This window comes from Streptomyces sp. B15 (genome assembly GCF_018070605.1).
GTDB lineage: Bacteria > Actinomycetota > Actinomycetes > Streptomycetales > Streptomycetaceae > Streptomyces > Streptomyces smyrnaeus.
This window is the reverse complement of record NZ_JAGPXJ010000005.1, coordinates 25,216-37,456: the sequence shown is the minus strand read 5'-3', so window position 1 is coordinate 37,456 and position 12,241 is coordinate 25,216. Positions and strand designations below refer to the sequence as shown.

Here is a 12,241-nt window from a genome sequence, read left to right as displayed (position 1 = left end):
CACCCAACAGTGGCATCTGTGCTGGTGAATGCGGTTGCACAGAGATCGGAGCGGCCGGGTGTGACGTAGCCGTCGGAGACAAGCGTCACAGATATGGGCGTTTTGCGGCGGGTTGAGGAGGGTGGGGCCGACCCGTCGGCCGGCCCCACCCCCGGGTTGGTCAGGACCAGATCGCGTCGACCCACTCCGGGTGGTCGATGAAGGGGTTGCGGTTGTGCTGGAACTGGTCGTATATGACGTCGTTCCGGTTCTTCTCGAAGGCGCTCGGCGGGTCCTGCTCGTTCCACTTCTTCAGCACGGACAGCCGCCCATGGGCGGGCGCGGAGCCGTTGTCCACCTTGTCGTTGGGCTCCAGATCGGGGAAGGAGCCCTCGCCCTCGTACCGCACGGCCATGTAGAGAATCATGCGGGCCACATCGCCCTTGACCTCGTCACGCGGTTCGAAGGAGTCGCTGTCGGTGCGGTTGCCGGGCGCCTCCCCGACCTCCTCGCCGCCCTCGTCGAAGTCCTTGTTGCCCCGGGTGCTGTTGACGGAGGCGTCGGTGGGCCGCAGATGGTGGATATCGGTGCCGGGGCCGGTGGCGGTGCCGAAATCGCCGTGCGACTTCGCCCACACGTGCTCCCGGTTCCACTGGTCGGCGCCGCCGCCGTTGTCGTCCGCGCTCTGCGAACGGCCGGTGTACAGCAGGACGACGTCGGAGGGGTTGTCCGGATCCTTGTCGGTGGCCTTGAGCGCGTCCCACACCTGGTCGTAGGAGAGCGCGTCGGATTCCTTGATGATGCCGTGCAGGGCCGACTTCAGCTCGGGGCCCGTCTTGCCCTCGGCGTCCTGGTAGTAGTCGGCGGGGGCGTCGTTCGCGGAGGCGGGGAACGTGGGGGAGGTGGGAGAGGCGGGGGAGTCGGGTGTGAGGGGCATTGCCGTGGCCGGGGCCTGTGGGGACAGCACCAGCAGCGTCGCGGTGCCGAGGGCGGCGGCCAGAGGAGCGCGAAAGGCACGCATGGGGGGTCCTCTCGATGGCACGGGAGGCGCCCGGGCATCAACTCCCCCGAGAGCACCCCGTGTTGGCATGGGACGGGGGGAGCCTGCCAGATTTTCGAACACACGCAAGAGGGTCGAACACCGATGCCCTCCCGCCCGGGGTGGCGCGGGCCCGTCGGCTGCGGGTGCGGGGCCCGTGGGGCGGGCGTTAATCTGGGGGCGCGGCGACCCGGGGTCCCGCACGGCGGTGGGGCTCGCCGTACACGAACCGCGGCAACGGTGCCGCCAACGGTCCCTGCTTGCGATGGCGCGCGCCCATGGGCGCCCGGCGAGTAGGAGACAGCTGTGGAGAGGCTTTCGGGCCGCGCCCTGCGGCCCCGGCGGCCCCTTGGGCTCCCGCGTCCGCCCGTGGCGCTGCGCGGCCAGGGACCGGTCGTCGCGGTCGTGGCGCTGGGCGGGGTGCTCGGCGCCTGCGCGCGCTACGGCGCCGCGCTGCTGTGGCCCGCCCCGCACGGCGCCTTCCCCTGGACCACCCTGGGCGTGAACGTCGCCGGGTGCGCCGTCATCGGGGTCCTCATGGTGCTGATCACCGACGTCTGGGCGGCCAAGCGGCTGGTACGGCCGTTCTTCGGCACCGGCGTGCTGGGCGGCTTCACCACCTTCTCGACGTACGCGGTCGACATCCAGCGGCTGCTGGAAGCGCACCGGCCCGGTCTCGCGCTGGGCTACCTCGGGCTGACGCTGCTGGGTGCGATGTCGGCGGTATGGCTCACGGCGGCGGGCACCCGCCGACTGATCTCAGGGAGGCGGCGATGAGGGATCCGGCACGGCGGCCGGCCGGGCCGCAGGGCACCGCGCTGCGGCTGACGGTGCTGCTCGGCGAGGGCGACCAGTACCACCACAGGCCCGCCTACGCCGAAATCGTGCACCGGGCACGGGAGGCCGGACTCGCGGGCGCCGGCGTCTTCCGCGGCATCGAGGGCTTCGGCGCCTCCGGTCTGGTGCACACCACCCGGCTGCTGTCGCTGAGCGAGGACCTTCCGGTGGCCGTCGTCGTGGTCGACGAGGCCCCGCGCGTCCGCGCCTTCCTCCCCGAGCTGGAGGAGCTCACCCGGGACGGCCTGGTGCTGCTGGACGAGGTGGAGGTCGTCCGCTTCCCCGGCCGCGACGAGGCGGCCGACGGCGGGCCGACCGGCGGTGGGGCCTCCGGCGGCGAGGCGATCGGCGGTGGGGCGGGCGCGTGAACTGGCTGCTCGTGATCGCCGGGGCCGCCGTCGGCGCGCCGCTGCGCTATCTGACCGACCGCGCCGTCCAGGCCCGGCACGACGCGCTCTTCCCCTGGGGCACGTTCGTGGTGAACATCGCCGGCTGCCTGCTGCTGGGCCTGGTCACCGGAGCGGCGCTGGCCGGAGCCGCCTCCTCGTCCGTCCAGCTCCTGCTGGGCACCGGGCTGTGCGGAGCACTGAGCACATACTCGACGTTCTCCTACGAGACGCTGCGGCTCGCCGAGCAGGGCGCGGCCCGCTACGCGCTGCTCAATGTGGCCGCCAGCGTATCGGTCGGGCTGGGCGCCGCCTGCGCGGGCGTGGCGGTGGCCCGGGCGGCCTGGGGATGAACGGCGCGGCTGCGGACCGCTTCACCAGCCCGGGGGTTTCGCGGTGCCCATCGCACGGGTGACGGTGATCTCGATGACGACCCGCTCCGGGTTGGGCCGCGGCGGCTTGTAGCGCCGGGTGTACCGCTCCTCGGCGTCGGCCACCGACTCCGGGTCGTCCCGGACCACCGCCGTGCCCTCCAGCGTGCACCAGCGTCGCCCCTCCGCCTGGCTCACCGCCGCGTGTGCGCCGTTCGGCCCGGCGGCCAGCACGTTGCGCACCTTCTTGCTCGAGCGGCTGCTGATGACCCGTGCGATCCGCGTCGCGGGGTCGTAGGTCACCCCGACCGGGACCAGGTGCGCGGTGCCGTCGGGGCGCGGCGTGGTGAGGAAGCAGATGCGGCGCTCCTCCCAGAAGCCGGGCTCCTCCCGGGAGCTCCCGGAAGAGGTCTGTGTGCTCATGGAGGGAACGCTACCGGCCGTCACGCCGTACCCAGTGGTGTGGTCGGCCAGCCGAGCAGGCGGGCGCCGATCACAGCTGTCTGCAGCATGTAGCGGTGGGACGGGTCGGTGGGGTTGGCTCCGGTCAGCTGGCGGATGCGCTCCAGGCGGTAGGTGAAGGCGCGGACGCTGAGCGTGAGCCTGCGGGCCGCCTCCGCCGCCACACAGCCCGAGTCGAAGTAGGCGGTGAGCGTCTCCAGCAGCGGCTCGACCCCGCCGCGGGCCGCCGTCAGCGGGCCCAGCGTCGCCTGGACGAGGTCGGCCATGGCCTGCCGGTCGCGGGTCAGCACGGGGTAGACGAGCAGTTCGGAGGCGTGCAGCACCGGTTCGCGCAGCTCCAGCCGCGCACCGAGGTCGAGAACACTGAGGGCCTCCTCGTAGGACTGCACCACGCCGCCCGGACCCGGCTGGGAGCGGCCTATCGCCACCTGTCCGCCGTCCATCGCGGCGTAGCACTGCTTGGCGAAGTAGGTGAGCACCTCCGGCTGGTCGCCCGGCGCGACGCACAGCAGCCGGCCGTCCTTGGTGGTCAGCAGGATGCCGCGGTCGTGGAAGCGGGCGATCAGCGCGCGTTCGACCTGCCGCGCCACCTGGTGCCCCTCGTCGTAGGCGGCCGGCCCGCGGGCGACGGCCACCGCGTGGGTGTGCGAGAGCCGCAGCCCGAAGCGCTCGGCGCGCTCCGCCAGCCGCCCCAGGTCGCTGCGCCCGTGCAGCAGGTCGTCGATGAACTCCCGCCGGGTGGCCTCCTCCTGACGGACCGCCTGCCGCTGGGCGCGCTCGTACCCCTCCGCCACCGCGTCGACCACCTGGTGCATCCCCGTCAGCAGGCTGTCGGGGTCGCCCGGCAGGGACGGCCTGGCCTCCCGTGCCGCCGTCAGATGGGCGCTGACCAGATCGCGCAGCCCGTATCCGGCGTCCGCCGCGCGTTCCCCCAACTCCCGCCGGGTCTCCAGCTCCTGCCGTTTCAGGCGGCGGCCGGTCGCGCAGACGTCGGCCAGGAGGGCGACGTACCCCTCCAAGTAGGTCCCCGGTATGCGCGCAGCGCCACTCACCCGTATCTCCGCTCTCCTGATGTTCCGCTGACGGTTCCTTGACGCCGTCCGGCACGCAGACCCTAGAGAACTCTGCCGGGTTCCGGCAATGCGTATGGGGTGACCCGGACGCCAGAATGTTCGGCGAGGGGGGCACAACAGGGGGAAACCGGGGGGAAACCGGGGGAGCCTCAGTGCCGCGCACCGACAGGGGGTGCCGTACACCGGCAGGTTCGCGGCGCTGAGGCAACGGGGACGACGGAGGGGATGGCCATGGGAGCGTTCTTGCGAGCGGCCGTGGCCTTCCCCACCGTCGTGTTCTCCGCCGCCTTGCTCGTGGTCGTCGTCTGCTGGCTCCTCGCCGCCCTCGGCACCGTGGACCCGGAGGGGTTCGAGGGGCCCTTCGGGGCTCAGGTGTGGGGGCTGGGCGGACTGCCCGCCGCCGTCGGACTCTCGCTGCTGACGGCGTTCGCCTGGCTGCTGAGTCTCACCGGCGGGGCTCTGCTCGACAGGTCCGGGCTGTCACCGGGGCTGCAGACCGCGGCCGGTGCCGGGCTGCTGGTCGCCGCGCCACTGGCCGCCTGGCCGCCCGCCCGGGCGGTGGCGCGCGGGGCGGCGCGGCTCCTGCCCGCGGGTACCGGCCCCTCGCGGCACGACTTCGTCGGTCTGACGTGCACCGTCCGCACCCGGCGGGTGGATGAGCGGTTCGGCCAGGCCGAGGTCACCGCCGAGGACGGCTCCAGCGCACTGGTGCAGGTGCGGCAGACGGGCACCGACCGGCTGACGCTGGGCAGCCTCGGCCTGCTGTACGCGTACGACGACGAGGGCGAGTTCTTCTGGGTCGCGCCCTTCGACACCGCGCTCGATCCGGGCCGGCCCCTCGGCCGGCCGTCCCCCGGCTGACCGCTGCCGACCGGCCGGCGCCACCGGCCACCGGTCACCGTCACCGGCCACCGGCCTCGGTTCGCACCGATCGGCTCACCGGCCCGGCTCCGCATTCCTTACACACTTCGCAAAGGGCGTCACATGGATACCATTTCCCTGGGCCTCGGCGTACTCGTCGCCGTCGTCCTGCTGATCGTGCTCGTCGCGCTCCTGGTCGTCTCCCGCCTCTTCCGCAAGGTGGAACAGGGCCGCGCGCTGATCGTCTCCAAGATGCGGAAGGTCGATGTGACCTTCACCGGACAGGTCGTCCTCCCCGTCCTGCACAAGGCCGAGGTCATGGACATCTCGGTCAAGACGATCGACATCTCGCGCACCGGCCGGGACGGGCTGATCTGCAAGGACAACATCCGCGCCGACATCCGGATCTCGTTCTTCGTCCGCGTCAACAAGACCGCCGAGGACGTCATCAAGGTGGCGCAGGCCATCGGCACGGAGCGGGCGAGCGACAAGGGCACCCTCCAGGAGCTGTTCAACGCGAAGTTCTCCGAGGCGCTCAAGACCGTCGGCAAGCAGCTCGACTTCGCCGACCTCTACACCAAGCGGGACGAGCTGCGCGACCGCATCATCCAGGTCATCGGCACCGATCTGAACGGCTACAGCCTCGAGGACGCGGCCATCGACTACTTGGAGCAGACGCCGCTGGCCCAGCTGGACGCCGCCAACGTCCTCGACGCCCAGGGCATCCGGAAGATCACCGAGCTGACGGCCGTCGAGCATGTGCGCACCAACGAGTTCCAGCGCGGCGAGGAGAAGGAGATCACCCGGCAGAACGTCGACGCGCGCGAGGCGATCCTGGAACTGGAGCGGCGGCAGGCGGACGCCGAGATCAAGCAGCGCCGTGAGATCGAGACCGTACGCGCCCGTGAGGAGGCCGAGACGGCACGCGTCGTGGAGGAGGAGCGGCTGCGTGCCCAGGCGGCGTTCCTGCGCACCGAGGAACAGCTCGGGGTGCAGCGCGAGAACCAGAACCGCGAGATCGCCGTGGCGCAGAAGAACCGCGAGCGGGTCATCGCCATCGAGAGCGAGCGCATCGAGAAGGACCGCCTGCTGGAGGTCATCGCACGGGACCGCGAGACCGAACTGACCCGTATCTCCGCGGAGAAGGAGGTCGAGGCGGAGAAGCGGGACATCGCCGAGGTCATCCGCGAGCGCGTCGCCGTGGACCGCACCGTCGCCGAGCAGGAGGAGTCGATCAAGAAGCTGCGCGCGGTCGAGGAGGCCGAGCGCGAGCGCCAGGCCGTCATCATCGCAGCGGAGGCCGAGGCGCAGGAGAAGCTGGTCAAGGACATCAAGGCGGCCGAGGCCGCCGAGCAGGCCGCCACCCACCGGGCGGCCGAGGAACTGACCCTCTCCGAGGCCCGGTTGAAGGCCGCCGATCTGGACGCCAAGGCCAAGGTCCGGCTCGCCGAGGGTATCCAGGCCGAGAACGCCGCCGCCGGGCTCGCCGAGGTGCAGGTGCGCGACAAGGAGGCCGAGGTCCTGGAGAAGGCCGGGCGCGCCGAAGCCGAAGCCGTCGCCGCACGGCTGCGTGCCGAGGCCGAGGGCGCACGCGCCAAGGCGCTCGCCGAGGCCGAGGGCGCCCAGGCACAGGCTGCTGCCGACGCGGCGGCGGTCGGCGAGAAGCTGAAGGCCGAGGCCGAGGGGCTGACGGAGAAGGCCGCCGCGATGGCGGCACTGGACGAGGCGTCCCGCGAGCACGAGGAGTACCGGCTGCGGCTGGAGGCCGACAAGGACGTACGGCTGGCCGGGCTGGACGTCCAGCGGCAGCTTGCCGAGGCACAGGCCACGGTGCTGTCCAAGGGCCTGGAGAGCGCCGAGATCAACATCGTCGGCGGTGAGTCCGTCTTCTTCGATCGGCTGGTCTCCGCCATCTCGCTCGGCAAGAGCGTGGACGGCTTCGTCGACAACTCCCGCACGGCGCAGGCCCTCGCCGGGTCGTGGCTGGACGGCACGGGGGACTTCACCGGTGATCTGACCAAGGTGCTGGGCTCCTTGAGCACGGGTGACGTCCAGAACCTGAGCGCCTCCGCGCTGATGACGAAGCTCATGAAGGACGCCGCACCCGCACCCGCACCCGCGAACGGGCACGGCCAGGGCCAGGGCTGAGGGCGAGCCCGAAGGGCGCGGAGAACCGCGCACTCGGCCACGACACACCCGCAGTCGGCGGACGGCGCACAGGCGCAGCCCGCTGACCGGTGACACGCTGAAGGAGGACGTCGCGATGGAGACCGGTCCGGACACCGGAACGTACGAGGTGCTGCGCGACCGGCTCGCCGCGCAGGGCGCCGAGCTCGCACGCAGGGCCGAAGAGCTCAACACCCTGCGCACCGAGCAGTTCGGTGCCCGGCGGCTGGAGCTGAGCGACACCGGGCAGCTGCGCACCGAGCGCCCGAGCCTGCCCCGCGACGTCGTGGCCGTGGGCGAGCGGCTGCTGTTCGGCTACCACGCCGTGCCGGCCCCGGCCGACGGGGAGACCCGCCCGGCCGATGTGCTGGCCCTGCACGACCGGGAGCTCAACCCGCTGCCCGCCGACGCGGTGCCCGGACTGCTGGACGACGCCGACTTCCAGCGCGAGTTCGCCGCGCTGCACCGCTACTACCGGCACGCCCGGCTGCTGCGGCTGCGCCCGGTCGAGGGCAAGCTGCTGGCCGTCTTCCAGACCGGTGAGCGCCCCACCGACATCCGTGTCCTGCGCTGGGCGCTGGCCCAGGACGGCGGCGGCGCCCGGTTCCTGGACGCGCGCGGCGAGCGCGACCACACCTTCCCGCCGGCCCATGACCTGGCGTGGACGGAGGCCACCCGAGAGGACCACGTTCCCGGGCGCCATCCCCATGTGGCCGTCGGCCACGGCCTGTGCGTCTCGACGGTCGGCGGGTTCCTCACCGTCAAGGACGTCGACGACACCGACAGCGGTGCGGGGCTGCACCGTGAGCCGGTCACCGACCCCCTCCAGTCGCTGGCGGACGCCGAGATCGCGCACGCCCGGGTGGGACCACTGGTGCTGCTGCGGGTCAAGCCCTACAAGGAGGAGCAGCGCAGATACCTGGTCGTCAACACCTTGACCCGGCAGGTGGTGCGGCTGGACGGGATCGGCTCGGCCTGCCGTCGACTGCCGGACGACGGCGGGCTGGTCTTCCCCGGCGGCTACTACCTGACCTCGGGCGAGTGGAAGACCTTCGACGCCGTGGCCGCGGACGGACCTGGCGGCGACGGGACCGGCACCGGCTTCGGCTTCGAGACCGCCGTGCGCGCACCGAACGGCGAGGACGTGCTGTTCGCCTTCCACGCTCCTCAGGAGGGCGGTCGCGACCTGCTGCTGTCGTACAACACGATGCGCCAGGAGGTCGCCGCGCCGCTGGTGTGCAAGGGGCACGCCCTCTTCGACGACGGCACGCTGGCCGTGCTGCGCGCGGACGGCGGGGACCGGGCGGAGCCCGCCCAGGTGCACACGCTGCAGTGGTGGGACTCGCCCTATCCCGCGGACACCGTCGAGGCGGGCCGTCAGGCCGACGCGGGACCGCTGGCCCGGATCGGCAACCGGGAGCTGGTCGGCGGCATCTCCGCCTGCCTGGCCGTCGCCCGCAGCGCCGCACCCGCGCACACGGGACCGACCGCCGAGAGCTACCAGGCCCTCGTCGCCGCCTGCGAGCGCACCGCCGACGGCCACCCATGGCTCGGCGACCGGGAGACCGGCGATCTGCGCACCCCGCTGGAGGAGCTGCGCAGCACCGCGGCACAGGTGCTCGCCGAGCACCGGACCGTGCGGGAACTCACCCAGCAGGCCGCCGAGGCGCTGGAGGAGGCGGCAGCCCGGCTGGCCTCGGTGGTACGGCGGCTGCGCGGCGAGGCACCGCGCTCGGCCGCCGCCTGGGTCGACGGGCTGACCGAACTGCGCGCGGCCCAGGGCAAGCTGCTCGGCTGCGCGGAGATGCGGTACGCGGACACCGCAGGCGCGGCCGAACTGGCGGCCGAGGCCGAGACGGAGCTGGCCGACTTCGGACTGCGCGCCGTCGAGCGGCTGTGCGAGGAAGACGCGTTCGCGGGCCACCACCAGGAGATCGAGGAACTGCTCGGGCGGGCTCGGGAGCTGGGCACGGCCGCCGAAGCCGGACCGGTCGCCGACCGGATCGGCGCGCTGGAGGAGGGCCTGCGCACCGTCACCGAGGTGATCGGCGGGCTGGACGCGGGCGACGCCACCGTCCGTACCGCCGTGCTGGAGCGGGTCTCGGAGGTGGCCGGCGGACTCAACCGGGCCCGCGCCACGCTGGAGGCCCGCCGCCGCGCCCTGCTGGCCGACGAGTCCAAGGCGGAGTTCGCCGCCGAGTTCGCGCTGCTCGGACAGTCCCTCACCGCCGCGCTCGGCGTCGCCGACACCCCGCAGCAGTGCGAGACCCAGCACGCGCGGCTGCTGGCGAAGGTGGCGGAACTGGAGCAGCGGTTCGCCGATTCGGCCGACTTCCTCGCCGAACTCGACACCAGGCGCACCGAGCTCAACGACGCCTTCGCCGCGCGCAAGCAGGCGTTGTCCGAAGCCAGGGCGCGCCGCACCCAGCAGCTGGTCACCTCCGCCGAGCGCACCCTGCGCACCCTGGCGCGCCGCGCCGGTGAACTGGCCGACACCGAGGCCCTGGCAGCGTTCTTCACCTCCGACCCCATGACCGGCACCGTACGGCGCACCGCCGCGACACTGCGCGAGCTGGGCGAGTCGGCCCGGGCCCAGGAGCTGGAGGACCGGCTGGTGACCGCCCGCCAGGAGGCGGCGCGCGCCCTGCGGGACCGCGGCGAGCTCTACCTGGACGGCGGCAGCGTGCTGCGCCTGGGCCGCCACCGGTTCGCCGTCAACACCCAGCCGCTCGACCTCACCCTCGTTCCCGACGGGCAGGGCCTGGCGCTCGCCCTGACCGGCACCGACTACCGGGCGCCGGTCACCGACCCCGAGCTGGTGGCGCAGCGGACTCTGGGCGGGCGGCTGCTGCCTTCCGAGTCCGACGAGGTCTACCGCGCCGAGTATCTGGCGGCCCGGCTGCTGGACGAACACGGCCCGCGGGCCCTCGACGCGGCCGGGGATCTGGCCGGGCTCGTACGGCAGGCCGCGCGCGAGGCCTACGACGAGGGCTATGAGCGCGGCGTCCACGACCACGACGCCACACTCGTCCTGGAGGCGCTGCTGCGGCTGGAGGAGGGCGCCGGAGTGCTCCGCCACGAGCCCGGCGCCCGTGCCGCCGCGCAGCTGTTCTGGGCGCACGGCACCGCCCCCGCTCAGCGTGCCGCCTGGAGCCGCCGTGCCGTCTCGCTGGCCCGCGCGGGCGAGACCTTCGGCGGGGTGACGGCCGGTGACCGGCTCCGCGCCGAACTCGCCGACCGGATCGCGGCGTTCACCGCAGCGTTCGAGGAGTCGAGCCCGCCGGGCGAGGGCGCCACCGCCCGACCGGTGGCCGCGGCCGGCTATCTGCTGGAGGAGTTGACCACCGCGCCGGCCGGATTCGTTCTCGGCGCCGAGGCCCGCACCCTGCTGGAGAAGTTCCGCCACACCCTCGACGCCGACACCTACGACACCTACGTCGCCGACCTCGCGGCGCTTGAGACCCTCGCCGAGCAGCACCAGCTGGCCTCCGCCTGGCTGGCCTCCTACGCGCGCTCCACCGGGACCGATCCGGCCCCGGGCGACCTGGCCGAGGCGGTCGCCGCGCAGCTGTGCCCCGAGCTGGAGCGCTACTCCGCCGAGGCGCCGCTGACCCGCACCGTGACCGGGCTGCTGGGCTCCCACCCCCGCATCCGGGACGGGCAGCTCACCGTCCGGCTGGACGAGTTCCTCGCCCGGACGGGCGCCTTCCGCGCTCACGAGGTGCCGGCCTTCCGCGCCCACCAGCGGCGCCGCGCCCAGCTGGTCGCCGACGAGAGGGACCGGCTGCGGCTGGCCGACCACCGGCCGCGCGCCCTGCCCGGATTCGTCCGCAGCCGGCTGATCGACGAGGTCTGGCTGCCGCTGATCGGCGAGAACCTGGCCAAACAGCTGGGGACCGACGCCCGGGTGGGCGCCCCGGGTGGTCTGCTGCTCCTGCTCTCCCCGCCGGGGTACGGCAAGACGACGCTGCTGGAGTACGTGGCCGAGCGGCTCGGGCTGCTGCTCGTCAAGGTGAACGGCCCCGCCCTCGGCCGGACGGTGACCTCCCTCGACCCGGCGCAGGCGCCCGGCGCGACCGCCCGGCAGGAGGTGGAGAAGATCAACTTCGCGCTGAAGGCGGGCAACAACACGCTGCTGTACGTGGACGACATCCAGCACACCTGTCCGCAGTTCCTGGAGAAGTTCATCCCGCTGTGCGACGGCACCCGCCGGGTGGAGGGCGTGTGGCAGGGCGAGCCGCACACCTACGACCTGCGCGGCAAGCGGTTCGCCGTCTGTATGGCGGGCAACCCCTACACGGAGTCCGGCAGCCGCTTCAGCGTGCCCGACATGCTGGCCAACCGGGCCGATGTGTGGAACCTGGGCGAGGTGCTGACCGGCAAGCAGGACGCCTTCGCCCTCAGCTTCGTGGAGAACGCGCTGACCTCCCACCCGGTGCTGGCGCCGCTGGCGGACCGGCCCCGCGCGGACCTGGAGGTGCTGGTCGCCCTGGCGCAGCAGGACGCCACCGCCGCCGCACGAACCGACCAGCTGTCCCGGCCCTGCCCACCCGCCGAACTGGAGCGCATCCTCGCCGTGCTGCGCCATGTGCTGACGGTGCGTGGGACGGTGCTCGCGGTCAATCGGGCCTATATCGCCTCCGCCGGGCAGGCCGACGCGAGCCGCACCGAGCCGCCGTTCCGGCTGCAGGGCTCCTACCGCACCATGAACAAGATCGTGCAGCGGATCGAGCCCGTCATGAACGACGCCGAGGTCAGCGCCGTCGTCGACGACCACTACTCCGCCGAAGCGCAGACGCTGACCGGCGACGCCGAGGCCAACCTGCTCAAACTCGCACAGCTGCGCGGGGCGCTCACCGCCGAGCAGGCCGACCGGTGGGCGGAGATCAAACGGGCCCATGTGCGCACCCAGGCGCTCGGCGACACCGACGCGGACCCGATGGCGCGCGCCGTTGCCGCCCTCGGTCTGCTGGCCGACCGCGTCGCCGCGGTCGAGTCGGCCCTCGTCCGCGCCACCTCCGCGCGCTCCGCGCCGCGGTGATACGGCCGACGGGCACGCCGCTGCGA

The 12,241-nt window shown here is 73.1% G+C and carries 9 protein-coding genes; 6 read left to right on the top strand and 3 right to left on the bottom strand.

The genetic code is table 11. The features are described 5' to 3' along the window. Positions 1–160 precede the first annotated feature (160 nt). Positions 161–1,000, bottom strand: a complete 840-nt coding sequence (locus KBY19_RS04215) for an endonuclease I family protein (protein ID WP_210955282.1) — start codon at positions 998–1,000, stop codon at positions 161–163. Positions 1,001–1,348: 348 nt separating this feature from the next. On the opposite strand from KBY19_RS04215, the gene crcB (KBY19_RS04210) reads away from it, so the two are divergent. From crcB (KBY19_RS04210) to crcB (KBY19_RS04200), 3 genes are read left to right on the top strand one after another with little or no spacing between them, the layout of a single operon-like run. After that, complete coding sequence (gene crcB, locus KBY19_RS04210; protein WP_247690593.1) at positions 1,349–1,795, top strand: fluoride efflux transporter CrcB; 447 nt, start codon at positions 1,349–1,351, stop codon at positions 1,793–1,795. Further along, a complete protein-coding gene (locus KBY19_RS04205; RefSeq protein ID WP_099881082.1) occupies positions 1,792–2,223 on the top strand; it encodes a DUF190 domain-containing protein in 432 nt (143 codons plus the stop codon). Before crcB (KBY19_RS04210) ends, KBY19_RS04205 begins: the two co-directional genes overlap by 4 nt. Next, positions 2,220–2,594, top strand: coding sequence for a fluoride efflux transporter CrcB (crcB, locus tag KBY19_RS04200; protein WP_185016891.1), 375 nt, complete (start codon positions 2,220–2,222; stop codon positions 2,592–2,594). The genes KBY19_RS04205 and crcB (KBY19_RS04200) overlap by 4 nt, the downstream gene beginning before the upstream one ends. 21 nt (positions 2,595–2,615) lie before the next feature. Here crcB (KBY19_RS04200) and KBY19_RS04195 read toward each other — a convergent pair whose 3' ends face one another. After that, the gene (locus tag KBY19_RS04195) at positions 2,616–3,035 is read right to left on the bottom strand and encodes a pyridoxamine 5'-phosphate oxidase family protein (protein WP_099881078.1); all 420 of its coding nucleotides are present in this window, start codon (positions 3,033–3,035) and stop codon (positions 2,616–2,618) included. Between the two features lie 20 nt (positions 3,036–3,055). Further along, positions 3,056–4,126 carry a CdaR family transcriptional regulator gene (locus KBY19_RS04190; protein WP_099881076.1) on the bottom strand — a complete coding sequence of 357 codons (1,071 nt, stop codon included), beginning with the start codon at positions 4,124–4,126 and terminating at the stop codon, positions 3,056–3,058. 252 nt (positions 4,127–4,378) lie between these two features. Between KBY19_RS04190 and KBY19_RS04185 the strand changes: the two genes are divergently transcribed. From KBY19_RS04185 to KBY19_RS04175, 3 genes are all read left to right on the top strand, one after another. Then, the gene (locus tag KBY19_RS04185; protein ID WP_099881075.1) at positions 4,379–5,008 is read left to right on the top strand and encodes a hypothetical protein; all 630 of its coding nucleotides are present in this window, start codon (positions 4,379–4,381) and stop codon (positions 5,006–5,008) included. Between the two features lie 123 nt (positions 5,009–5,131). Next, the gene (locus KBY19_RS04180; RefSeq protein WP_099881073.1) at positions 5,132–7,156 is read left to right on the top strand and encodes a hypothetical protein; all 2,025 of its coding nucleotides are present in this window, start codon (positions 5,132–5,134) and stop codon (positions 7,154–7,156) included. 115 nt (positions 7,157–7,271) lie between these two features. Next, complete coding sequence (locus KBY19_RS04175; protein ID WP_210965181.1) at positions 7,272–12,215, top strand: DNA repair ATPase; 4,944 nt, start codon at positions 7,272–7,274, stop codon at positions 12,213–12,215. Positions 12,216–12,241 lie beyond the last annotated feature (26 nt).

What these genes read in the sequence shown, in the direction of transcription:
- KBY19_RS04180 (WP_099881073.1), top strand. Translation starts at nt 5,132, where the DNA reads ATGGATACCATTTCCCTGGGCCTCGGCGTACTCGTCGCCGTCGTCCTG.
- KBY19_RS04215 (WP_210955282.1), bottom strand. Translation starts at nt 1,000, where the DNA reads ATGCGTGCCTTTCGCGCTCCTCTGGCCGCCGCCCTCGGCACCGCGACG.
- KBY19_RS04195 (WP_099881078.1), bottom strand. Translation starts at nt 3,035, where the DNA reads ATGAGCACACAGACCTCTTCCGGGAGCTCCCGGGAGGAGCCCGGCTTC.
- KBY19_RS04185 (WP_099881075.1), top strand. Translation starts at nt 4,379, where the DNA reads ATGGGAGCGTTCTTGCGAGCGGCCGTGGCCTTCCCCACCGTCGTGTTC.
- KBY19_RS04175 (WP_210965181.1), top strand. Translation starts at nt 7,272, where the DNA reads ATGGAGACCGGTCCGGACACCGGAACGTACGAGGTGCTGCGCGACCGG.
- KBY19_RS04205 (WP_099881082.1), top strand. Translation starts at nt 1,792, where the DNA reads ATGAGGGATCCGGCACGGCGGCCGGCCGGGCCGCAGGGCACCGCGCTG.